Consider the following 21228-nt stretch of genomic DNA (forward strand, 5'->3'; position numbering starts at 1 on the left):
GCGCGTCTGAGCAGGGTATGGACTACTGCCTGGGCGACGGTGAGGGCGCGGCCACGATGTGGACCGGTGCTGCGGACTTGGATCTTGACGGGGACGGGTTAGCCGACGCCATCAGTCTCGATTTCGACGGCGACGGACTGCGCGACGACGCGCTGGTGGATCTTGACGGGGACGGGTTGGCCGATCATCTCCTGCTGGACCTCGACGACGACGGCATCCCGGAGGCTTCCTTCATCGACGACGGCTCCGGTACCTGGGGACACGGCGCGGTTGCGGGGTCGGCGGATCGATCGGGCGGGCTGCGCTGGCTGGGGCTCGACGACGTCGAGCACACCGGCGGTCCGCTGGTGGATTTCGATGGCGACGGGCGTGTCAACGACCGGTTGCTGGACTCCGATGGCGACGGACGGGCCGATCGGGTGCTGATCGGCAGCGAGGCGGGTCGCTATGGGGCGGCCTACGTCGACACCGACGGGGACGGGAGGTGGAACGTCAAGCTCACTGACGCCGATGGTGACGGTGCCGCCGACGGCGCCACCGTGCTGTGAGATTGCCAGGCAACTAGGGGTACCGGCGAGCGGCAAATCTGGAAATACTGAACGCGGCGACATCTTTGCCTCGGGTAGAACGCCCCTTGGGGGGAGGCACCAATGAAAAAGATGCGGGTGGGCGCCCTCCTGGGGGCGCCGCTGGTGGCCGCGCCGACGGTGATCGGAGCGGTCGGTGGCGCGGGCGTGGCCGCGGGTGCGGAGCACCGGATCCTCGAGTACTGCCTGACCGCAGAAGCCCTGGTCATGATCCCGGCGATGAACCAGGATTGGCTCGACCTGAGCAAAGAGCTCTACCTGGTGCCGAACGGATTCGCCCCCGACGGGACGGCGACGTTTCTGCAGGTGCCGGAGACCAACGACCTGAACGCCAGCCTGGCCGGTGCCACCGGCATCCTGACGGCCGCGATCGAGGAACGCTGGGACGCCGGCGATTTCAGTGCCGCAGACCCGCTGTACGTTTTCGGCTACTCCCAGGCGTCGGTCGCGGCGGGGCAGGCTCAGTTACAGCTCGCCGCGTACGGGATACCCACGGATGCACTGCATTTCGTGTTGGTGGGTGACAGTGCCGCGGAGGGCGGGTTCTTGAGCGGGTTCATGGACACGCTGCTCAGCTGGTTTCCGGAGTCCTGGCATGACGGCGTGACGGCGATGGCCACGCAGATCTTCACCTGGCTTCAGATCGACGACGCGATGGGCCTCACCACCCCGAGCGACCTGTACCCGACTGACGTCTACAGCCTGTCAAGCGACGGATTCGCCAATTGGGATGGCGGACAGAACTTCTTAGGCATGTTCGTCGACCACCTGGCATACCTGGGCTTGTCGCCGGAGGAGATCGCCAGTGCTCAACTCGACCCCGACCTCGGCTCGGCGCTGACCCAATACTTCATGATCGACGGCGCCAACGTGGACATGTTCCAAGCCCTGATGAACTCGTTCGTGATGATCATGGACGGCTTGGTGGGGCTGCTGTAGCGCGCTCAGCGCCCCTGCGGTGCTTTTGCGGCTGATTCGGCTCCGGCTCTCTTCGCGCAAGCGCTCATCGACCGGAGCCGGGAGGTCCCGCGAAGGCTTGGGCGATCTCCAACCAGCGCTGCGCGTCGTCGCCGTGTGCCGTGACGTCCAGGTCAGCCAGCGCGCGCCGTTGCGTGACCAAAAAGCAGAAGTCCTCGGCAGTGCCGGTCACCCGCTGGGCAGCGTTCACCGGGCCCCATGCCCACACCCCGCCCTCGGGCGCGTGTAGTTCCACGTGAAACGGTTCGGCCGGTGGCGTCAGGTTGTGCACGCTGAAGGCGAAATCCCGGGTCCGCACGCCCAGATGTGCGATCGACCGCAACCGCGCCGTGGGGCGGCGCCGCACCCCAAGGGCGTCGGCCACGTCCAGACCGTGCGCCCAGGTCTCCATCAGCCGGGCGGTAGCCATCGAGGCGGCGCTCATCGGCGGGCCGAACCACGGCAGCTTGCGCCCGTCGGCCACTCCGAGCAGCGCCCCGTGCAGCTTCGCGCGCGTGGAGCGCCAGTCCGCCAGCAGTTCGGCCGGCGGCAGCTGGGCCAGTTCGGCGGCGCCGGCGTCGACGAATCCGGCCGGATCCTTCATCGCTTCGGTGAGTGCGGCAGCAAAACCCGCCTCGTCGGTGATGGCGGTCAACGACACCCGGTCGGTCCACAGCAGATGACCGATCTGATGGGCAATCGTCCAACCGGCCGCCGGTGTGGGCGTACCCCACTGACTGTCGACAAGCGGGGCCACCAGGGCGTCGAGCTCGTCGCTTTCGGCACTCAGGTCGGCGACAATCGATTCAGTTTCGGCCATGTTCGTACTTTAGGCCCACCGGTTCGCGGCGCCGCCCGACGAACGCGTGCCCGGCCAAACCGGCCAGATACAGCAGAGTGCCGGCCACGATCAGCGACGGAGCCTGTCCATCGGGGGGAATCAGCGCCGCGGCCCCGGCCACGGCGATGATGAACGACAGCCAGAACAGCGAATCCTGCACCGCGAAAACATGTCCGCGCAGGGCGTCGTCGACGTCGATCTGCATCGCGGTGTCGGCGCACAGTTTGACCACCTGCCCGGCCACTCCGAGCAGGAAACCGCACGACACCAGCACCGGCAGGTACAACCCGACGGCGGCGAGCTGGATGACCGCAGCCGCCGCCAGGGCACCGTTGGTGGTGGCGTAGCGGCCCCAGCGGTGCACCGCGGGCGGGGTCAGCAGCGTCGCCAGAAACGACCCGGCGCCCGCCGAGGCGACGAACAAGGCCGTGGTTCCCAGGCCGGACACCGTGTGCTCGCCGACGTGCCGGACCAGCACCAACACCAGCAGGGTGTTGATGCCGAAGGCCATCCGGTGCGCGGCCAGCCCGCACAGGGTGGCGGCCACGGTGGGACGGTCGCGCACGGTGCGGATGCCGTGCATCCAACCCGTCGTCACCGCATAGAGCACCGAACCGTGGATCGCGCGCTTGGTGTCGTCGGGTCCGAGCACATGGGCCTCGAAGCGCACCGAGAGCACCAGAGCGATCGCGACCGGGAGGGCCACCGCGGCGATGATCGACGCCGCACCGCGATCGTCGGTGCCCACCAGCCAGCGCGGCAGCAGCATGAAGTTGGCGCCCAGAAAAGCGGCCACCGCACCGATCGCGATCGCCAGCGCGTTCATCGTCACGACCTGGTCGCGCGGCACCACGTGCGGCAGCGCCGCCGACAGCCCGGAGGCGATGAACCGGGTGAAGCCGTTGGCGATCAGGGCCGCGCACAGCACCGGCAGATCACCGGCGCCGACGGCCAGCAGCGCCGCGATCCCGAGTACCAGCACCAGCCGGGCGACGTTGGCCACCACCATCACCTGGCGGCGGTCCCAGCGGTCCAGCAGAGCGCCGGCGAACGGCCCCAGCACCGAATACGGCAGGAACAGCACGGCGAAAGCGCCCGCGATCGCCCACGGGGAGGCGGCCCGGTCCGGGTTGAACAGCAGTGCTCCGGCCAACCCGGCTTGGAACAGACCGTCGCCGAATTGGCTGGCGGCGCGCAGTTCCAGCAGGCGGCGGAACTCCGGCAGGCCACGCGCCGACCGCCACAGTGATGCGGGTGCGCGGTTGTCCACCACAGAACCTCTTCCAGACTCGGGCGGCTGTCACTGCGGCGCCGGCCCCAAACCAGCCTACAAATATTGCGGGTCGGCCGATGTTCGGCACAGCACAACACGAATGACGGCGGCGGGTGCCATGATGGAAAAATGGCCCAACCCGAAGACCCCGAGGACTATGTCGCGCCCGCTGCGCATCGGGTCCGGGCCGGCACGCTGCTGTTGGCCAACACCGATCTGCTCGAACCCACCTTTCGCCGCACGGTGATCTACGTGGTCGAGCACAACGACGGTGGAACTTTGGGCGTGGTGCTCAACCGCCCCAGTGAAACCGCCGTCTACAACGTGCTGCCGCAGTGGTCGGAGCTGGCCGCCAAACCCAAAACCATGTTCATCGGCGGCCCGGTGAAACGCGATGCCGCCCTGTGCGTCGGGCTGTTACGGGTCGGCGCCGAACCCCACGGGGTGCCCGGCCTACGCCACATCGATGGCCGCCTGGTGATGGTCGACCTCGACGCGGACCCGGAGACCGTCGCGCCGCATGTGGAGGGCGTGCGGATCTTCGCCGGCTACGCCGGCTGGACCATCGGCCAGCTCGAGGGAGAGATCGAGCGCGACGACTGGATCGTGCTGTCGGCGCTGCCGTCGGATGTGATGGTGCCGCCCCGAGTCGACCTGTGGGGGCGGGCCCTGCGACGGCAGCCCTGGCCCACCGCGCTGTTGGCCACCCACCCGATCGACATCAGCCGCAACTGAGCCGGCGGTGAGCGCCGCTCGAGCGACCTAGCCGCAGCCGCAGCCGCTGCCACACCCGGAGGCCGGCTCCGGCGGAGCGCTGTCGGAGCAGCCGCAGCCCGCGCCGCAACCCGTCTCCTCGACGGGCGCGCTGTCGCCGCAGCAACCGCCGGACCCGCAACAGCCGGCATCGGCCGCCGCGGTGGCCTGTGCCGACAGCCGAGTCGCGTAGCGGGCGCCCTGCCAGGCCCCGGCGGCCAGGGTGGCCAGTGCCCCGGTGATCGAGATGATCAGCGCCAGCAGTGCCATCGATGACGGGCCGGCCAGCACCAGCAGGCCGCCCGCCCCCAGGATCACCCCGATCGCGACCTGGGCGGGCGCGACGGCCCGCAGCACCAGTTGCTCGGGGTCACCGGTGAGGGGCCGCACCAGGGTCCGAACCCCGAAACCCAGCGACACCAGGGCCGCAACCAGGCACAACACACCCATGATCAGCATGGGCTACACAATACGAGTCGGGCGATCAGCCCGTGGTGCCCACCTGGTGGTGAATCGTGCCCGATTCCACCGGAGGGTGGGGGGCATCAGATGGCGGGACGGTGCCCACCTGGTGCCGGACCGTGCCCGATTGCACCGGACCACTAGGGGCGGGGGGCGGGGGGTTGGTACCGGGTCGCTCGACGCGGAAGCCGTTGATGATCCCGTCGGTCGCCGGAGCGGTGCCGATCGCCCGGCCGGCGCCGGTAGTCACCGTCAGCGACACCAGGTAGGCCGCGTCGTCCGCCGGCACGATCACGTGCCGGCGCGAGGTGTTCAGCGTCATGTCGGCGTCGCGATAGGTCCCCTCGATGATCGAGGAGGGGAACCCGTTGAAGTCGTCGAGGGAGGCGTTGGTGGTCTGCCAGGCCATCAGCGTCTGGCTGTCGACGAACCCGTGGGTGATCGCTTCCTTCGGGTCGAACTGCCCGCCCAACCGGTACACCACGACCTGGGCGTTGGGGGTGTAGAGCGATCCACTGCGCCGGTCGGCGATCACGGCGAACGCATCGGGAACGTTGGGGTCGGGCACGTGGGACCAGCCCGCCGGCATCGGCAGGGTGATGTTGAACGCGTTGAACCCGGCGGGCTGCTGCGGCTCCAGCTGCACCTTCTTGGCCGCGAAGTAGTCGCGCAGGGTGCCAGAGGTCGCCGGCACCAGGCCGCTCGGCGGCGCCGGCGGTGCTGCGGCGGCCGGAGCAGCCGGGATGCCCGCGGGTGCCGGGAGGGCGGGCGCCGCCGGCCGCGGCGCCGCCGCAAGCGGCCCGGTCACGGGCGCTGCTGCCGGCTGGGCGGGTGGGCTGTAGGGGTTCGGCTGCGCCGGGACCAGCGGATCGGCCGCCACGGCGGGCATACCGGCCAAGCCCGCCGCCATGACAGCGGCGCAGCCGAAGAGGAGTCGCCAACGGTGCGCGGTGTTCGTCATCTCCAGGGTCCTTCCGGGGCGGGCCGGGCAGCGATGCCCTGGCCGTGAAATGACGGTAGCCAGCCGCTGACAGGGTCGCCAGGGCCGCAACCGACCTGGAACTAAGCCCTCACCGGGTCGCAATCCAACTGATACCAAGCTGTGGCGATCAGACCGGCAGACGCCGCCCTTTACCCTGTTGAGGTGAACGAAGCCCCGACCACCCAGGGATCCAGCGACCAGGCGCCCCGGCACCGCTACAACGCGACGCTGGCCGGGCGTATCGAAGACACCTGGCAGCAGCACTGGGAGCAGGCCGGGACCTTCAACGTCGCCAACCCGGTCGGTTCGCTCGCGCCGACGGACGGCTCGACCGTGCCCGCCGACAAGATGTTCGTCCAGGACATGTTCCCCTACCCCTCCGGGGACGGACTGCACGTCGGGCACCCGCTGGGCTACATCGCCACCGACGTCTACGCCCGCTACTTCCGGATGACCGGCCACAACGTGCTGCACGCCCTGGGCTTCGACGCGTTCGGCCTGCCCGCCGAGCAGTACGCGGTGCAGACCGGTACCCACCCGCGCATCCGCACCGAGGCCAACGTCGAGAACTTCCGCCGGCAACTGCGGCGCCTCGGCCTGGGGCACGACAGCCGGCGCAGCTTCTCCACCACCGACGTCGACTTCTACAAATGGACGCAGTGGATCTTCCTGCAGATCTACAACGCCTGGTTCGACACCAGCGCGAACAAGGCGCGCCCGATCTCCGAGCTGATCGCCGAGTTCGACTCCGGCTCACGCATCCTCGACGACGGGCGGGACTGGGCGCAGCTGTCGGCCGGTGAGCGCGCCGACGTCATCGACGGTCACCGGCTGGTCTACCGCACGGACTCGATGGTCAACTGGTGTCCGGGGCTGGGCACCGTGCTGGCCAACGAAGAGGTCACCGCTGACGGGCGAAGCGACCGCGGCAATTTCCCGGTTTTCCGGAAGCGGTTGCGGCAGTGGATGATGCGGATCACCGCGTACTCCGACCGACTGCTTGACGATCTCGAATTGCTGGACTGGCCGGAGAAGGTCAAGACCATGCAGCGCAACTGGATCGGGCGTTCCACCGGTGCGGCGGCGTTGTTCGCCGCTCCCACAGTCGACGGTGACCTGGTGGGCATCGAGGTGTTCACCACGCGCCCGGACACGCTTTTCGGTGCCAGCTACCTGGTGCTCGCCCCCGAGCATGAGCTGGTCGACCGGCTGACCGTCGCCGCATGGCCGGACGGGACAGATCAACGCTGGACCTTCGGCGCCGGCACCCCGGCGGCGGCCGTCGCCGACTACCGTAAGGCGATCGCGGCGAAGTCCGATCTGGAGCGCCAGGAGAACAAGACCAAAACCGGTGTGTTCCTGGGCAGTTACGCAACCAACCCCGCTAACGGGCAGCAGGTGCCGATCTTCATCGCCGACTATGTGCTGGCCGGCTACGGCACCGGCGCCATCATGGCGGTTCCCGGACACGACCAGCGAGACTGGGAGTTCGCCGCCGAATTCGGCCTTCCGGTAGTCGAAGTCATTGCCGGCGGCGATATTGCGGAAGCCGCTTACGCGGGCGACGGCACTCTGGTCAATTCCGGCCCGCTGGACGGCATGAGCGTCGCCGACGCCAAGAAGGCCATGACCCAACAGCTGGAGGCGCAAGGCCACGGCTGGGCGCGCATCGAATACAAGCTGCGGGACTGGCTTTTCGCCCGGCAGCGGTACTGGGGCGAGCCGTTCCCGATCGTCTTCGACGCCGACGGCCGAGCGCACCCGCTGGACTCCGCGGCCCTGCCGGTCGAGTTGCCCGACGTCGCCGACTACTCACCGGTGCTGTTCGACCCGGACGACGCCTCCAGTGAACCCTCACCGCCGCTGGCCAAGGCGACCGACTGGGTGCATGTCGAGCTGGACCTCGGAGACGGACTGCAGACCTACACCCGTGACACCAATGTCATGCCGCAGTGGGCCGGAAGCTCCTGGTACGAGTTGCGTTACGCCGACCCGCGCAACGCCGATCAGTTCTGCGCGCCCGAGAACGAGGCCTACTGGATGGGGCCGCGGCCGGCCGAGCACGGTCCCGATGATCCGGGCGGCGTGGACCTCTACGTCGGAGGTGCCGAGCACGCGGTACTGCACCTGCTGTACTGCCGTTTCTGGCACAAGGTGCTGTTCGACCTCGGGCACGTCAGCTCGCGGGAGCCCTACCGTCGCCTGGTCAACCAGGGCTACATCCAGGCTGCCGCCTACACCGATGCCCGGGGGTCCTACGTGCCGGCCTCCGATGTCGTGGAGCGCGACGGAAAGTTCTACCTGCCGGGCGCCGACGGCGACACCGAGGTTTTCGCCGAATACGGCAAAATGGGTAAGAGCCTGAAGAATTCGGTGTCTCCCGACGAGATCTGCGACAGCTACGGCGCCGACACCCTGCGGGTCTACGAGATGTCGATGGGACCGCTGGATATGTCGCGGCCGTGGGCCACCAAGGACGTGGTGGGTGCGCATCGTTTCCTGCAGCGGGTGTGGCGGTTGGTCGTCGACGAGGAGACCGGCCAGACCCGGGTGCTTGACTGCGAACCGGACACCGAGACCCTGCGCCTGCTGCACCGCACCATCGTCGGGGTGTCAGAAGACTATGCGGCACTGCGCAATAACACCGCGGTCGCCAAGCTGATCGAATACACCAACCACCTCACCAAGGAGCATCGCGACGGGGCTCCGCGCTCGGCCGTCGAGCCGCTCGCCCTGCTGCTGGCACCGCTGGCTCCGCACCTGGCCGAAGAGCTGTGGCGGCGACTGGGCCACGATGCCTCGCTGGCACACGGGCCGTTCCCGGTGGCCGACCCGGCCTACCTGGTGACCGACACCGTCGACTACCCGGTACAGGTCAACGGTAAGAAGCGCGGGCTGGTCACCGTGCCCACCGATGCGGACGGCGACGCGATCAAGGCCGCCGCCCTGGCCGACGAGAAGGTGCAGGCGTTCCTGTCCGGTGCCACCCCGAAGAAGGTGATCGTGGTGCCCGGCCGATTGGTGAATCTGGTGGTGTGACAACGATGCCGGTGCTGCGGAACCTAACGACGCCATTCGTCCTGTGGTGGCGGTACTGGCCGCAGCTGGCAGCGTGCTACCTCGCTGGACTGGTCGTCCGCCGGGTGGTGATCGCCGCGGCCGCCTGGGCCGGGCACAGCAATCCGTTGTGGGCGGCGCTGATCATGCCCGGTGCGGGGCTGGCGCAGCTCGGTTCCTACGTGGCGATGTTCCTGGTGCTGCGCCGCGGGCTCCCGGAGGTGGCCGCGCTGCCGCGCCGGTCGCTGCGCAGTGTCGATTTGTTCACCAGTGTGATCGTGCCGTTCTTCGCCATCTACCTGGCCTGGCAGATGTTCAAGGAAGACTGGCTGGCCTACCAACGTCTGGCGCTCAATTACCGGGTTGCCGACGCGATGAACGGCATCAACACCGAGATGCTGCCGATCTCCCGAATCACCTGGGTGATTGTCGGCGCCGCGCTGGTGGCCCGCTACGTGTTGGGGCACTTCAGTAGTCGGTTGCCGACTGCACTGATCGCGCTGCGGGTTTATATCGACGCACTCTGGGTCTTCCTGGTGCTGACCTTCTCGCTCGCGGCGGGCATCACCGTGTTGATCAAACCCGGAGATTGGCTCAGTCATCGTCGGCTTGTGGTGTGGTTCAACACCGTTCGCGCCGACGCATTCTCGCACGTCCAACCGCTGCAGACGGCTTGGCAGGGATTCATGTGGCTGGTGCGGACGGCCTTCGGAGGCGCCGCGGTACCGCTGATGTGGCTGGCCGCGGCCGGAATCGTCTACGGGGTGTCTGCCCAGATCGACTGGCCGACTGTCCTGCGGCGGACCGGCGCGCCGGGGGAGACGGCGGCCGGAGTCACCGAGCGTTGGCGACAGACGCCCGAACAGCTGCGGACCCGGGCCACTGAGTATGCGAAGTCCAAGACGGGGCGGTTCGGCCCGATCGTCGATGCGGCCCGGCTGATCCTGCACGGCGGCGTGGTGGGCCTCTCGGGTTATGTGCTGGCGTATCTGGTGTTGGCGTGGCTGGACATGCGGGGCAGCTTCTACCGCACTCAGTTGACCGAGGGCTACCTGTACCGGGGAATGGCAAAGGTTCTCGGACCGCACGGCCCGGAGTTCTGGTCGGCGTTCGGTGGGACCATGAGCCTGGCCTCGCAGCTGATCGTGCAGCCGTTGCGGATCGCCCTGGTCGCGGCGATGTTCGCCTACTGCGTGCGCCGGGCCAACCTGGCAGCCGTCACTACTGTCGCGGGAAGCCCGGGCTCACAAGGCGATTCGCAGCATGATGCCGCCGTCGGTGTTGATCAGGTCGACCGCGGTGGGCACGGCGTCCGACGGGAGCAGGAAGCTCAGCTGCAGCGGCCCGGCCTTGGTGCACCGGTCGGTGGCGTCGCCGACCAGTGGCGCGGCGTTTCCGATGGCCGCGGTCTGCCAGCGACGCCGCCCGTCGGTGATGACCGCGGTGCACTCCCCGGCGGGTGGCGTCCCGGTCCGCTCGAGGGTGACCACGGTTAGCGCCGTGTGGGCCGGCAAGGTGTTCGTTGGCGCGTGCGGTACCGCGTTGAGGTGGTGGATCGAGCCCAGCCGCCAGGTCTGCGCGTAGGCCGTGACGGAGTCGCCCTTGGCGACCAGCACGGCCGGGGTGATGCGTGCGCGATAGGCCGACCAGTCCGGGTACAGCTCGGTGATCCCGAGGACCCCCGCAGCGACCGCAGCCACCGCGAGGCCGATCACGTTGCGCTGCCAGAGGCGCAGCGTACGGTTGGTCATCCGGTCACCTCGGGCGCCACCACCAGGACGGTGCCGTCGGCGGAATCCAGGTGGCCGCGCAGGTTGATCACCAACCGGTCATCGAGGCGGTCGTCGAGGCCCGGCCAAACCCTCAGCTCGAACGGGTCGGCGCCGGGCGGGTCGAACAGTTCGGGTGGCACGTCGAAGACCCAGGCGCCGCGCTGGGTGATGCCGGGATCGGCCCGGTAGCCCAGCGTGTAACTGGGGAATCGGTCGGATGGCCGATAGGTGTTGGGGCCCACCCGAAGTTCGACGCTGGGCATCACCGTCCGCTCCGTCGCGGACACACTCGCGCGCACCACCACCCACGCGCCGGCGGCGGTCACCGGTGGCGGATTCGCCCACCGCGCCGAACCCTGCACCTCCCGTGTCAGCTGAACGCCGTCGACGGTGACGGTCAGCGAACGCCCACTGGTCTGCACGCCGAACCGGCCGGGTACATCGAACGGTCCATAGACGCGGGTGCTGTCCGGAAGGTGTTGCCACAGCAGCGCGGCGGCCACCAGGATCGGCGCCGCGGCCAGGGCCGCCGTCAGTGCGGGATGGGATCGGTGCAGGGGTGTACTCATTTGACGGTCACCGGCAGGGTGATCTCGGCATAGTCGGAGCCGTCCACCCAGTCCCGGCCGTAGGTGACCAGCAACTCGGTGAAGCGCTTCTGGGCGACCCGCAACGTCACGGTGAGATCAGGATGAATCGCACTGTCTGGAATGCGCCACACGAACACGAGCTGCTCCTCGAGTCCCGGTCCCAGCTGGGTGATGGGGGAGCCGTCGATGAGACGAAATACCCCGACGGAGCTGCTCTGCGGCTGGTCGCGCAGCTGCAGTTCGCCCATCAGCCGGCCGGGGATGGTTCCATCGTTGCGGACGGTGCTCACCACACCGAGGTAGCGATGGCCGGGTTGGGCCGGCGCGATGATCCGCCGTCCGGCGCGCAGCTCGTTGACCACCGAAGCGCGAGCAACGGTCAGGGTGAATTCGCCGTCGCTGTGCGCTTCGTCGGCCGCGAACACGGTGGGGCCGGAGTCCACGGTGTCCAGGCCGCCGAACAGGCCGGCAACGGCCAGGATCAGGCCGGCCGTGAAGGTTCGCAGTTGACGCAGCTTGCGACGCTTGAGCTCACCGCGCAGCCACGGGCCCAGCGCTGCGACGCGTTGCGACACCTTGTTCGGAGTCATGGATGTTTTGAGTCGCCGTGCGAATCAGGCACGCACGCCGGCGACCTGACTGGTGATCCGCTCGGCGATGGTGGCGGCGGCGGGTCCGCCGTTGCCGTACTGACACACCTTGATGCTGTAGAGCACGTTGCGCGTCACCCCGGCAACGTCCGAGCAGCTGTAGCCGATGGGCTGCTGGTCGGACAGTTGGTCCTCCACCCACCGTGCCGAAGTCGGGGCGACCGTCTGAATCCGGAACCGCCACTGCGCATCCGTGTTGTCCTTGATGCTGGCGATGACGCCGTTGCACTTGGCCATCGCGGCCTTGGTGAACACCTTCTGGAAGGTCTGCGTGGCCGTGGCGGCGTCGGCGTAGGTCGCCACTCGCTGCTGGACGGTGAACTCCCAGTTCTCGGCGTCGTCGCGGTCGGCGCGGAACCGGTAACCGGTGTAGTCGCGGCCGAAGGTTTCGACGTCGGGACCGGTCAGCATGGCGCACGCCGAGTGCTCGCCGAGGTCGTCGGACTTATAGGGCCGCCGGTTGGCCTTCTCCCAATCGAACGTGACCCCGACGATGTCGCCGACCGCGGCCGGGGTCAACAACAGTGACTCGACCTTGCCCGCAGGCACAGTGGCCTCGCCCGAGTCGGCCGCGGCGACCGGAAGGGGTCCGGCGATCAGCGTGCCCAGGCACACGACGCCTATTCCGAAAAGCAGTCCCTGCGGTGCTTTCATCGCTGCCGCCTTTCCTCGCATGCCGGTCACGGGTGGGGGATCCAGTCGTTGATCTGATTGCCGATCGCTGTCGCAGCCGGTGCGGCGGTGCCGAATTGGCATACGGTGACAGTGAATTCGACGTTGCTGCGGGTGCGCGCCTCATGGGCGCAGGTCCAGTCGTTGGGCTTGCCGTCGGCGTACTGGTCCAGCGTCCATCGGGCGGTGTCGGCGGTGATGCCGGCCAGGTTGAGCCGCCACGTGATGCGGTCGTCGTCACCCTGGCGGTGCACCACGGCGCCGTCGCATCCGGCCAGGGCCTTCTTGTCGAAGGTCTTGCCGAAATTCGCCGTCGCGGTGGCGACGTCGGCAAAGGTGGCCACTTCCTGGGCGACGAAATGTTGCGAGCTGTCCTCGCCGTCCCGCACGCTCTGGCGCCGGAAGGCGGTGTACTCGCTGGCGTAGCTGTCGGTGTTGGAGCCGAACAACACCGCACAGCCCGCTTTGTCGCCCAGGCCACCTGCCGGCGCGCCGGGCCTGGTGAACACCGTCTCGAATCCCAGTTTGGCGCCGACCAGGTCGTTGAGCTCCTCGATCGGAACCAGCAGTGCGCCAAGCTTGCCCGGCGTCACCAAACGCGGCCTGGCGGCCGGCGCCGGAACCGGAGCCGTTGCGCGCTGCCCGCCGGACTCACCGGCCGGGGCGGCGGGCGCGGCTGGGTCTTGTTGGACGCTGGGCGGCGCGGCGGCCGCGGCCGGCGCAACCGTGGCAGCGCTGTCCTGGTCGGGGTCGTCACCGGCGCAGCCGGCGAGGGTCAGCGCGGCCAGCCCGACACAGCAGCCGGCGATAAGTCGGCGGGTCACGGCAGCTTGACCAGCATCTTGTTGGCCAGCTGAAGGCTCTGCTTGACCAGACCGATGTTGGATCGGCATGCCGACACCTCGACCACGACGTTGCCCTGCGACGTCATGGCGTGCGAGCAGGCGCCGCCGTCGTCGGTGATGTTGTTGACCAGGTAGATGTCGTCGGTGGTGGAGACCACGTTGTTGACGGTCCGGGTCTGGGTGGACCCGCTGAGGTCGCCGGTCACCTTCTTGCGGGAGCAATCCGTCCAGTTCTGGATGGTGTTGGCCACCATGTTCGCCGCGGTGTGTTCGTCGTTGTAGCTGGAGGCCACCGAGATCACCGAATAGCTGTTCTTGGAACCGAATCCGGTGAGCTCTTGGTAGTTCAGCCCGGTGTAGCCACTGCCGTCATAGGTCTTGTCCAGGCCGGCGTAGACCGCGCTGGCGCATTGCGCGTCGGAGGTGCTGGCCGCACCGGCGATCGGCGAGGTCGCCGTCTTGTAGACCGTCAACTCGACCGGCGGATCCGACGGCCACTTGACGATGGGCGAGGTCTCCGCCGAGGTCAGCTGGAGAGCGGCTAGGTCGACGTCGGCGGAGGGGGTGGTGTCGTCGATCCCCGGCGCGCCCGGGGTGGCCGAGGCCAGGCCGGGCAGTACCGTCAGCGCCCCGGCGGCGCAGGTCGCGATCGCGAGCGCCAGGTAACCGATTCTCCGGTCGGTGTCGTCCCGTTGCATTGCACGTCCTTAACGTTGGGGTCGGTCGGTTCGGTTATCGATGGAACCACATTGCGGACTCCAACGTGGGGGTCTCCGCGGGGAACACCGGATAACATGCGGTCAGCCCCAGCCGCCGGTAGGGGATCTCAACACGGCGAAACGGAATGGATTTCGATGCGAATTCACCTGGCCCCAGTGGTGGCAGTCTCGGTCGCGGCGTTAATCGGGGTGGTCTCGGACGGTTCGATCGCACAGGCCGCGCCCAGCGCCGCAGACCTGGCTGACGTGCTGGTTCCCGCCGATGAGGTCAGTGAGCGGATGGACACCACCATGCAGGTGATCAGTTCCGAATCCGGCACCCAGCCGTTGAGCACGCCGACCACCACCCCGGCGAACTGCACGGCCGTGTACGCGCCCGGCTCGGCAGCGGCCTACGACGGCTCGGGCTACACCGACTTCGTCGTGCAGACCCTTCGCCAGCCCGGCGGCGAGGTGAACCCCAACGTGGTTCAGGCCGTCGCTGAGTTCCCCGACGCCAAGGCCGCGCAGACCTACCTCAATGACCAGGCCGCCATCTGGAAGAGCTGCAAGGGCACGCCGTTGACCGCCGACTACGCCAACGGATTGACCTCCGACCTCAAGGCCGGGGTCGTCACCGCGGGCGGCCTGGAACTGTTCGCCACGTTGTTCGCAAATCCCATGAAGGGCACGGCCGGTTGCGAGCGGGTACTGCAGGCCAAGGGCAACTACGTCGTCGACGTCCGGCTCTGCACCGACGACAACCCGGGCGGCAAGGGGCGCAGCCTGCGTTCACAGATTGTCCGGAACCTCGCCTAGCCCCAGCACGCAAACTACGTCGACGAAAGGTCAGCTCTCCATGCGCAATTCGCACACCCTGGGCATGTTCACCGCCGGCATCGCTGCAGCCGGACTGCTGCTTGCGGCCCCGGCCTTCGCCGCGCCGGTCGACGCCGACGACCTCGCGGCGCTGCAGCCCGATCCCGCCTCGCTCAACAGCATCTTCGCGGGTCCGGGACTGCGGAATCCGTCGCTGACGGTCACCGACCACTCCAATGGGCTGCGCAACTACAAGTCCATTGAGAAGGGCTGTGTCGGAGCGGTCTATCCGGCCACCGAAGCGACCTATGGCGGCAGCTCCTACCGAGGGATCGATCTGCAGACCCTCACCAGTGATGTGACCGGCCCGGTTCGGGTGCGGGTGACCACCGTGATCGCGGCGTTTCCCACCGAGGAAGCCGCGTCGGCCTTCGTGAGTGAGACCGCGCAGTCCTGGCAGAACTGCGCCGGCGATCAGGTCAACCTGACGCTGCCCGGACAGGACGATGAGCAGTGGTACGTGCAGACGCCGTCGGAGGCCGGCGACGGCTTCGCGGTGCGGACCAACCGGGTCTCGGACCACTCGACCTGCTCGCACCTGATCACCGGAAAGTCCAACGCGGCCGTCGAGGTTCTGGTGTGCAGCAGCGGGATCGTGTCCGATCAGGCGCTCAAGGTCGCCGACCAGGTCCGGGCGGGCATCACCGGCTGACCCGGCTCAACGCGGCCGGACCACCACTTCCTGCAGCTGCGCCTCGGCGGGGGTGCGGATGGCGGCGGCCACCACTTCGGCGACGGTGCCGGGGCGCAGGAAGCGGGCCGGGTCGTACTCGCCACCCTCGTAGGCGACCAGGTCTTGCTGCATGTCGGTGTCGACCCGGCCGGGGTAGACCGTGGTGACCCGCAGGTCCGGCTCGTCACCGCGCAGCGAATCCGCGAACGCCCGCAGCGCGAACTTGCTCGCCGAATACGACGCCATGCCTGCAGAGACGCGTTGCCCGGCACCGGAGTTGATGAAAACCACCTGGCCACGGGCTGCCCGTAGGGCGGGCAGCAGCGCCAGAGTCAGGGCCACCGCACCGAACACGTTCACCTCGAAGGTGGCCCGCCACTCCTCGATATAGGACTCGCCGGCCGCACCGGGCAGCATCACCCCGGCGTTATGCACCAGCACGTCGAGTTCGTCGACGATCTCGGTGGCCGCCTCGATCCCGTCACCGTCAGCGAGGTCGAGCGGCCAGGTGGTGGCACCGAGCCGTTCGGCGACCGCGTCCAGACGCGTCGACGGTCGGCCGGCCAGCAACAGGGTGTGGGTGGGCGCCAGTGCCTCCGCTATCGCCGAGCCGATTCCGCCGCCGGCGCCGGTGATCAGGGCGGTCGGCATCAACCGCAGTCCAGGGGGCAGCCCGCGTCGTCGGCGGCTGCCGGATCGATCCCATCGCACGTGGCCAGTCGCTCCAGCGGTTCCAGCGCACGCGTCAGGGTGTCGAGTTCTTCCGGGCTGAGCTTGGACAGCATCGCCGCCAGCGCGGCGTGCCGGTTTGCCAGCGACTCACGGTGGCTCGCCAGACCCTCGGGGGTGATGTCGACCAGCACCGCCCGCAGATCCGAGGGGTCGCGGCTGCGCTTGACCAAGCCGATCTTCTCCAGGCGGCGGATCGCCACCGTGGTGGTGGGGGTGCGGACCCGCTCGTGGGCGGCCAGCTCGGTCATCCGGATGGGGCCCCGGTCCAGCAGCGTGATCAGGATCGACAGCTGAGCCAGGGTGAGTTCGCCGGTCGGGGTGCCTCCGCTGATGTCGCCGCGCCGCAGGATCGAGAACAGTTTGGACAGCGAACGGTGCAAGCCTTCCGCGATCGCCGTCACCTGCGGCGTATCGGCCTTGCTCTCCGTCATAGTTCGCCAGTCTAACCGGTGACTGTAAACAGGGTTGACAAGTCGGACAGGTTGCTGTCACAACACCTGGGAAAGGAACTTCTGCAGGCGCCGCGTCTCGGCGTTGTCGAAGATCTGATCCGGCGGGCCGCACTCCACGACCTTGCCCCGGTCCATGAAGACAACCGTGTCCGATGCCGAACGGGCGAAGCCCATCTCGTGGGTGACCACCACCATCGTCATGCCGTCGGCCCCGAGTTCGGCGATCAACGCCAAGATCCCCTTGACCAATTCCGGATCCAGCGCCGAGGTGGCTTCGTCGAAGAGCATCACCTGCGGCTGCATCGCCAGCGCCCGAGCGATCGCCACCCGTTGCTGCTGGCCCCCGGAGAGCGCCGACGGGCGGGAGGCCGCCTTGTTCTTCAGCCCGACCCGGTCCAGCAGGCCCAGCGCGAGCTCGCGTGCGGCCTCGACGGACATCCCACGCAGCTTGCGCGGAGCCAGCGTGATGTTGTCCAGCACGCTGCGGTGCGGGAACAGATTGAAATGCTGGAACACCATCCCGATCCGCTGACGCAGCTCGTCGGGGTCGTCGGCCAGCACCGATCGGCCGCCCAGCAGGACGTCGCCGGCGTCGGGCTCGTGGAGCCGGTTCAAGGTGCGCAGCATCGTCGACTTACCCGAGCCGGACGGACCGATCACCGCGGCGGTGGAACCCGCAGGCACGTCGAGGTCGACTCCGTGCAGCACCTGGTGTTTGCCGAAGGACAACTGAATCCCTTTGGCCGCCAGCGACACCGGCTCGCGGGCCGCGGGCGCCGTCACGTCATCTCCTGACTGGAGATGGCCGGGCTGAGCTCGACGGCATCATCGGCTTCGGGGGGCCTGCCGCGCCGCAGGCGATGATCGACGACATTCACCAGGTGGGTCAGCGGGATGGTCAACGCCAGGTAGAGGATGCCGGCGGCCACCAGCGGGGACAGGCTGCCGGTCTGGGCGTTGAAGTCGCGGCCCACCTGGAACAGCTCCCGCTGACCGGCGACCAGGCCGAGGAAATACAGCAGTGCCGACGCCTTGAGCAGGGCGATGAACTGGTTGACCAGCGCCGGCAGCACCCGCCGGATGCCCTGCGGGATCACCACCAGCCGCATGGCCGACGGGTAGCCGAAACCCAGTGCGCGCGAAGCCTCCAGCTGGCCGGACTCCACACTCTGGATGCCCGAGCGCAAGATCTCCCCGATGTAGGCCGCGGCGGTCAATCCCAGTGCCGCGATCCCCAGCGGGTAGGGGTTGTTGTGCGTGAGCCCGCCGACCAGCGGCCCGACCACCAGGCCGATCATCAGGATGATCAGCACCTCGGGCAATCCCCGGAAGATGTCGGTGTAGATCCGCGCCGGCCAGCGTAGCCATCGGGTCCGCGAGATTCCGGCCACGGCCAGCCCCAGCCCCGCCACCAAACCGATGGCGCCGCCGCTGACGGTCAGCAGCAGTGTGTTGGGCAGGCCGGTTTTGAGCAGATCCGGCAGGGCCCGCCGGTACAACTCCCAGTCGAAGAAGGAGTCGCGCAGCTGTGCCAGCGTCGATTTGGGCGTGTACGCCTCCGACTCGGGGCGGTGATGGCGGGCCGCGATCGCGGCGAAATCCGGCAGATGCGGGGTGGCCGCCGACTTGGACCCCGGCTGCCAGTCCGGCGGCAACGGCCGCGGCACCCAGTCGGTGAACAGCTGCGGCCAGGTGCCGTCTTCGATGACCGCGTCCAGGCCGGCGTTCAGCGCCGAGATCAGCGCCTGGTTCCCCTTGGCCACCGCGTATGCCTCGAAGCCGGCCGGGCTGAAGGTGTAGCCGACGATCTGCGCCGGATCGCCGGGCTTCAACAGATTCAGCGCGGTGAGCGACGGCGCCACCCAGGCGTCGACCTGGCGGCTTTTCAGGCTGCTGTACAGCGTGACCGAGTCGGGGAACCGCACCGGTTCGACTTCCAGGGCGTCGACGGCGTAGGCGTCTTCGACGGTGCCCTGGACCACCGCGATGCGCTGGCCGCCGGACAGGGCGTCGAACCCGGTGATCCCCGACCCGGCCGGGACCACCAATGCCATGTAGCCGAAGTCGTAGCCGTTGGTGAAACCGACTGTGCGGCGGCGCTCGTCGGTGGCGTTGATCGACGCCGACCCGACGTCGAAACGTCCCGACTCCACCTGGGCCAGCAGGCCGAAGAAGTCGGTGCCGACGAAGTGCACCCGCAGACCCAGCTTCTTGGCGATGGCCCGCAGCAGTTCATTGTCGAACCCGCTGTAGCGGCCCATGGCGTTGATGCAGTTCGTCGGCGGGCTTTCGGTGAGCGTGCCGACCGTCAGCACCCCGGGGGTGCCCAGACCCAACTTGGTCACGTCGATCGAACTCAGCGGCTCGACACCGGCCGTGGTGTATTTGTCCTCGCGCGGACGCTTGGCGTTGGCCAGTTTGACCGGCAACGCGACGGCGGCCTGCTCCCCGGGCGGGGTGCACAGGTCCGGGGCGGCCCCGGCCGGCGGCACCGCCGCCAGACCGCCCACGATCATGCACGTGGCGATGAACGCCGCGAGCCTTATTGCTCGTCGCGCCATCGGCACAGCGCCTTGGCGGCGGTCAGGTCGTAGTCGGGTCCACTGCTGCCGATGGTCAGCAGGGTCACCCCGAGTCCGGTCAACGCGGCGGCCTCGGCCAGCAAGTCGGCCACGGTGCCGCGTGTCTGGTCACCGCCCAGCGCCGCCGAGTGCTCGATCGTGGCGGGGTCTCGCCCGATAGCGGCGCAGTGCTGCGCCAGCACGGCGGCTTTGTGCGGGTAGCTGTTGGCGTCGGCGAAGCTGTGCCACATGTCGGCGTGCTCGGCCACCAGGCGCAGCGTCTTGCGCTCGCCGCCACCCCCGATCAACATCGGGATGGCGCGAGTCGGCGGCGGATTAAGCTGGGCCAGGCGAGTTTTGATGCGCGGCAGTGCGCCGGCCAAGTCGTCGAGGCGGCTGCCTGCGGTGCCGAACTCGTAGCCGTATTCCCGGTAGTCCCGATGCTTCCAGCCCGAGCCGATGCCCAGGATCAGCCGACCGTCGCCGATGTGGTCGACGGTGCGGGCCATATCGGCCAGCAGCTCCGGGTTGCGGTAGGAGTTGCACGACACCAGCGCCCCGATTTCGATGCGCGAGGTCTGCTCGGCCCAGGCGGCCAACATGGTCCAGCATTCGAAGTGCGGTCCGTCGCGGTCACCGTAGAGCGGGAAGAAGTGGTCCCAGTTGAAGGCGATGTCGACCCCTAGGTCCTCGCAACGCCGGACCGCGTCGCGGATCGCGCTGTATCGGGGTGCGTGCTGGGGCTGCAGTTGGACGGCGATGCGGATGGGCCGGGCCATCTCGCCACCTTAGCCCCGGAATCGGCGGGTATCAGGCGAGTGAACCGACGGATTCATGCGGCGGTCCCGGCTGCGCCTCTCCTCCGTCGAGCCTCGCTGAACCGCCGGTTGTTACGCGAGGGTCATGCGAAGCAGCTCGACCAGGACGCGCGGCCGATCACTTTGCACGGAGTGCCCGGCACCGTCGACCACGTGGGTGGTCAACCCCGGCGAGCGTTGCGCGTATTCGGCGACGTCGTCGGCGGAGACGAATACCGAATCGCCGCCGCGGATCAACGTGGTGGGCGCGGTGATCGCCGAGACATCGGTCCACAGCTCGGTGAAGTCGCCGACCGAGCGGATGGTGTCGTAACGCCACGTCCAACTGCCGTCCGGCAACCGACGAGTGTTGTGCAACAGTCCGCGTCGCAGCGACTCCGGATCCCGATGCGGCGCCGCAGCCGTGGTGACCGCCAGCAGTGACTCGAAATCGGGGAAGGTCCGTTCGCCTTGGGCCAATGACACGGTCCCGCGGTCGGCGGCGCTCATCTCGGCGTGGCGCTGCAACGCCGACGGTGTCACATCCACAATCGCCAACCGGCGCACCAGCTCGCCGGCGGTGGCCGCCAATCGGATCGCGGTCAGCCCGCCCAGGGACATGCCGACCACCAACTCGGCATCCGGTGCCAGCTCGCGCAGTACCGGAGCCAGGGTGGTGGCATTGCGCTGGGGTGAGTAGTCGCCGTCCTCGCGCCACGCCGAGCGGCCGTGCCCGGGCAGGTCCACTGCCAGTGCGGGCTGGCCGAGCCCGAGGATGACGGTGTCCCAGGTGTGGGCGTTCTGCGCACCGCCGTGCAGGAACACCACCCGCGGCGGTGCCGAGCCCCAGCGCAGTGCGCTGACTTCGCCGGCCTCAATCCGCTCGACGTCGGGCAATGCGCCGGCCAGACCGGCCTGCTCGGCGTTACCGCGCAACAGCGCGAACTCCGAGAGGCCGGCCAGCTCGTCGTCAGTCATGTCCCCCCGCAGAGTGG

At 68.5% G+C, this 21228-nt stretch carries 22 protein-coding genes; 7 read left to right on the forward strand and 15 right to left on the reverse strand.

What is annotated here, in order from left to right:
• Nucleotides 1-17: 17 nt before the first annotated feature.
• Together ACJH5R_RS20120 and ACJH5R_RS20125 are read left to right on the forward strand one after the other, a co-directional pair.
• Nucleotides 18-548: a pullulanase gene (locus ACJH5R_RS20120; RefSeq protein WP_406782680.1), complete on the forward strand. Its 531-nt coding sequence runs from the start codon at nt 18-20 to the stop codon at nt 546-548.
• A 102-nt stretch (nt 549-650) separates the two neighbouring features.
• Nucleotides 651-1526 carry a PE-PPE domain-containing protein gene (locus tag ACJH5R_RS20125; protein WP_406782681.1) on the forward strand — a complete coding sequence of 292 codons (876 nt, stop codon included), beginning with the start codon at nt 651-653 and terminating at the stop codon, nt 1524-1526.
• Nucleotides 1527-1590: 64 nt separating this feature from the next.
• On the opposite strand, the gene ACJH5R_RS20130 is transcribed toward ACJH5R_RS20125, so the two are convergent.
• Together ACJH5R_RS20130 and ACJH5R_RS20135 are read right to left on the reverse strand one after the other, a co-directional pair.
• Entirely contained in the window at nt 1591-2364 is a 774-nt protein-coding gene (locus ACJH5R_RS20130; RefSeq protein ID WP_406782682.1) for a TIGR03084 family metal-binding protein, read from the reverse strand.
• A complete protein-coding gene (locus tag ACJH5R_RS20135) occupies nt 2351-3655 on the reverse strand; it encodes an MFS transporter (RefSeq protein WP_406782683.1) in 1305 nt (434 codons plus the stop codon). Before ACJH5R_RS20135 ends, ACJH5R_RS20130 begins: the two co-directional genes overlap by 14 nt.
• A 132-nt stretch (nt 3656-3787) precedes the next feature.
• Here ACJH5R_RS20135 and ACJH5R_RS20140 point away from each other — a divergent pair, with 132 nt between their 5' ends.
• Nucleotides 3788-4393 carry a YqgE/AlgH family protein gene (locus ACJH5R_RS20140; RefSeq protein ID WP_406759500.1) on the forward strand — a complete coding sequence of 202 codons (606 nt, stop codon included), beginning with the start codon at nt 3788-3790 and terminating at the stop codon, nt 4391-4393.
• A 27-nt stretch (nt 4394-4420) separates the two neighbouring features.
• On the opposite strand, the gene ACJH5R_RS20145 is transcribed toward ACJH5R_RS20140, so the two are convergent.
• Both ACJH5R_RS20145 and ACJH5R_RS20150 read right to left on the reverse strand, forming a co-directional pair.
• Nucleotides 4421-4870 (reverse strand): hypothetical protein, encoded by a 450-nt coding sequence (locus ACJH5R_RS20145; RefSeq protein WP_406782684.1) that lies wholly within the window; start codon nt 4868-4870, stop codon nt 4421-4423.
• Nucleotides 4871-4895: 25 nt separating this feature from the next.
• Nucleotides 4896-5834 carry an LpqN/LpqT family lipoprotein gene (locus ACJH5R_RS20150; RefSeq protein WP_406782685.1) on the reverse strand — a complete coding sequence of 313 codons (939 nt, stop codon included), beginning with the start codon at nt 5832-5834 and terminating at the stop codon, nt 4896-4898.
• A 183-nt stretch (nt 5835-6017) separates the two neighbouring features.
• Here ACJH5R_RS20150 and leuS point away from each other — a divergent pair, with 183 nt between their 5' ends.
• Both leuS and ACJH5R_RS20160 read left to right on the forward strand, forming a co-directional pair.
• Nucleotides 6018-8894: a leucine--tRNA ligase gene (gene leuS, locus ACJH5R_RS20155; protein ID WP_406782686.1), complete on the forward strand. Its 2877-nt coding sequence runs from the start codon at nt 6018-6020 to the stop codon at nt 8892-8894.
• A 5-nt stretch (nt 8895-8899) separates the two neighbouring features.
• The gene (locus ACJH5R_RS20160; RefSeq protein WP_406782713.1) at nt 8900-10408 is read left to right on the forward strand and encodes a hypothetical protein; all 1509 of its coding nucleotides are present in this window, start codon (nt 8900-8902) and stop codon (nt 10406-10408) included.
• A gap of 251 nt (nt 10409-10659) precedes the next feature.
• Here ACJH5R_RS20160 and ACJH5R_RS20165 read toward each other — a convergent pair whose 3' ends face one another.
• Genes ACJH5R_RS20165 through ACJH5R_RS20185 form a run of 5 tightly spaced genes read right to left on the reverse strand, consistent with a single transcriptional unit; the run spans nt 10660 to nt 14139 of the window.
• Nucleotides 10660-11253 (reverse strand): hypothetical protein, encoded by a 594-nt coding sequence (locus tag ACJH5R_RS20165; RefSeq protein ID WP_406759504.1) that lies wholly within the window; start codon nt 11251-11253, stop codon nt 10660-10662.
• Nucleotides 11250-11864 carry a hypothetical protein gene (locus ACJH5R_RS20170; RefSeq protein WP_406782687.1) on the reverse strand — a complete coding sequence of 205 codons (615 nt, stop codon included), beginning with the start codon at nt 11862-11864 and terminating at the stop codon, nt 11250-11252. Before ACJH5R_RS20170 ends, ACJH5R_RS20165 begins: the two co-directional genes overlap by 4 nt.
• Before the next feature lie 24 nt (nt 11865-11888).
• Nucleotides 11889-12578: a sensor domain-containing protein gene (locus tag ACJH5R_RS20175; RefSeq protein ID WP_406782688.1), complete on the reverse strand. Its 690-nt coding sequence runs from the start codon at nt 12576-12578 to the stop codon at nt 11889-11891.
• A 26-nt stretch (nt 12579-12604) separates the two neighbouring features.
• The gene (locus ACJH5R_RS20180) at nt 12605-13420 is read right to left on the reverse strand and encodes a sensor domain-containing protein (protein ID WP_406782689.1); all 816 of its coding nucleotides are present in this window, start codon (nt 13418-13420) and stop codon (nt 12605-12607) included.
• Nucleotides 13417-14139, reverse strand: a complete 723-nt coding sequence (locus ACJH5R_RS20185) for a sensor domain-containing protein (protein ID WP_406782690.1) — start codon at nt 14137-14139, stop codon at nt 13417-13419. The genes ACJH5R_RS20180 and ACJH5R_RS20185 overlap by 4 nt, the downstream gene beginning before the upstream one ends.
• A 156-nt stretch (nt 14140-14295) precedes the next feature.
• On the opposite strand from ACJH5R_RS20185, the gene ACJH5R_RS20190 reads away from it, so the two are divergent.
• On the forward strand, nt 14296-14958 hold the full coding sequence (locus tag ACJH5R_RS20190) for a sensor domain-containing protein (protein WP_406782691.1): 663 nt from the start codon (nt 14296-14298) through the stop codon (nt 14956-14958).
• A 40-nt stretch (nt 14959-14998) separates the two neighbouring features.
• Entirely contained in the window at nt 14999-15670 is a 672-nt protein-coding gene (locus ACJH5R_RS20195) for a sensor domain-containing protein (RefSeq protein WP_406782692.1), read from the forward strand.
• A gap of 6 nt (nt 15671-15676) precedes the next feature.
• Here ACJH5R_RS20195 and ACJH5R_RS20200 read toward each other — a convergent pair whose 3' ends face one another.
• The 6 genes from ACJH5R_RS20200 to ACJH5R_RS20225 form a co-directional block, all read right to left on the reverse strand.
• Nucleotides 15677-16342 carry an SDR family oxidoreductase gene (locus ACJH5R_RS20200; protein WP_406782693.1) on the reverse strand — a complete coding sequence of 222 codons (666 nt, stop codon included), beginning with the start codon at nt 16340-16342 and terminating at the stop codon, nt 15677-15679.
• Nucleotides 16342-16854, reverse strand: coding sequence for a MarR family winged helix-turn-helix transcriptional regulator (locus ACJH5R_RS20205; protein WP_406759512.1), 513 nt, complete (start codon nt 16852-16854; stop codon nt 16342-16344). The genes ACJH5R_RS20200 and ACJH5R_RS20205 overlap by 1 nt, the downstream gene beginning before the upstream one ends.
• A 57-nt stretch (nt 16855-16911) precedes the next feature.
• Nucleotides 16912-17658: an amino acid ABC transporter ATP-binding protein gene (locus ACJH5R_RS20210; protein ID WP_406782694.1), complete on the reverse strand. Its 747-nt coding sequence runs from the start codon at nt 17656-17658 to the stop codon at nt 16912-16914.
• Nucleotides 17655-19436, reverse strand: coding sequence for an ABC transporter substrate-binding protein/permease (locus ACJH5R_RS20215; protein ID WP_406782695.1), 1782 nt, complete (start codon nt 19434-19436; stop codon nt 17655-17657). Before ACJH5R_RS20215 ends, ACJH5R_RS20210 begins: the two co-directional genes overlap by 4 nt.
• Nucleotides 19418-20215 carry an LLM class F420-dependent oxidoreductase gene (locus ACJH5R_RS20220; protein ID WP_406782696.1) on the reverse strand — a complete coding sequence of 266 codons (798 nt, stop codon included), beginning with the start codon at nt 20213-20215 and terminating at the stop codon, nt 19418-19420. The genes ACJH5R_RS20215 and ACJH5R_RS20220 overlap by 19 nt, the downstream gene beginning before the upstream one ends.
• 111 nt (nt 20216-20326) lie before the next feature.
• Nucleotides 20327-21211 (reverse strand): alpha/beta fold hydrolase, encoded by an 885-nt coding sequence (locus ACJH5R_RS20225; protein WP_406759516.1) that lies wholly within the window; start codon nt 21209-21211, stop codon nt 20327-20329.
• Nucleotides 21212-21228: the final 17 nt, after the last annotated feature.

Source organism: Mycobacterium sp. SMC-19 (assembly GCF_045310815.1).
In the GTDB taxonomy this organism is placed as follows: Bacteria; Actinomycetota; Actinomycetes; order Mycobacteriales; family Mycobacteriaceae; genus Mycobacterium.

What these genes read in the sequence shown, in the direction of transcription:
- ACJH5R_RS20120 (WP_406782680.1), top strand. Translation starts at nt 18, where the DNA reads ATGGACTACTGCCTGGGCGACGGTGAGGGCGCGGCCACGATGTGGACC.
- ACJH5R_RS20125 (WP_406782681.1), top strand. Translation starts at nt 651, where the DNA reads ATGAAAAAGATGCGGGTGGGCGCCCTCCTGGGGGCGCCGCTGGTGGCC.
- ACJH5R_RS20130 (WP_406782682.1), bottom strand. Translation starts at nt 2,364, where the DNA reads ATGGCCGAAACTGAATCGATTGTCGCCGACCTGAGTGCCGAAAGCGAC.
- ACJH5R_RS20140 (WP_406759500.1), top strand. Translation starts at nt 3,788, where the DNA reads ATGGCCCAACCCGAAGACCCCGAGGACTATGTCGCGCCCGCTGCGCAT.
- ACJH5R_RS20145 (WP_406782684.1), bottom strand. Translation starts at nt 4,870, where the DNA reads ATGCTGATCATGGGTGTGTTGTGCCTGGTTGCGGCCCTGGTGTCGCTG.
- ACJH5R_RS20150 (WP_406782685.1), bottom strand. Translation starts at nt 5,834, where the DNA reads ATGACGAACACCGCGCACCGTTGGCGACTCCTCTTCGGCTGCGCCGCT.
- ACJH5R_RS20160 (WP_406782713.1), top strand. Translation starts at nt 8,900, where the DNA reads ATGCCGGTGCTGCGGAACCTAACGACGCCATTCGTCCTGTGGTGGCGG.
- ACJH5R_RS20165 (WP_406759504.1), bottom strand. Translation starts at nt 11,253, where the DNA reads ATGAGTACACCCCTGCACCGATCCCATCCCGCACTGACGGCGGCCCTG.
- ACJH5R_RS20170 (WP_406782687.1), bottom strand. Translation starts at nt 11,864, where the DNA reads ATGACTCCGAACAAGGTGTCGCAACGCGTCGCAGCGCTGGGCCCGTGG.
- ACJH5R_RS20175 (WP_406782688.1), bottom strand. Translation starts at nt 12,578, where the DNA reads ATGAAAGCACCGCAGGGACTGCTTTTCGGAATAGGCGTCGTGTGCCTG.
- ACJH5R_RS20185 (WP_406782690.1), bottom strand. Translation starts at nt 14,139, where the DNA reads ATGCAACGGGACGACACCGACCGGAGAATCGGTTACCTGGCGCTCGCG.
- ACJH5R_RS20190 (WP_406782691.1), top strand. Translation starts at nt 14,296, where the DNA reads ATGCGAATTCACCTGGCCCCAGTGGTGGCAGTCTCGGTCGCGGCGTTA.
- ACJH5R_RS20195 (WP_406782692.1), top strand. Translation starts at nt 14,999, where the DNA reads ATGCGCAATTCGCACACCCTGGGCATGTTCACCGCCGGCATCGCTGCA.
- ACJH5R_RS20200 (WP_406782693.1), bottom strand. Translation starts at nt 16,342, where the DNA reads ATGCCGACCGCCCTGATCACCGGCGCCGGCGGCGGAATCGGCTCGGCG.
- ACJH5R_RS20205 (WP_406759512.1), bottom strand. Translation starts at nt 16,854, where the DNA reads ATGACGGAGAGCAAGGCCGATACGCCGCAGGTGACGGCGATCGCGGAA.
- ACJH5R_RS20215 (WP_406782695.1), bottom strand. Translation starts at nt 19,436, where the DNA reads ATGGCGCGACGAGCAATAAGGCTCGCGGCGTTCATCGCCACGTGCATG.
- ACJH5R_RS20220 (WP_406782696.1), bottom strand. Translation starts at nt 20,215, where the DNA reads ATGGCCCGGCCCATCCGCATCGCCGTCCAACTGCAGCCCCAGCACGCA.
- ACJH5R_RS20225 (WP_406759516.1), bottom strand. Translation starts at nt 21,211, where the DNA reads ATGACTGACGACGAGCTGGCCGGCCTCTCGGAGTTCGCGCTGTTGCGC.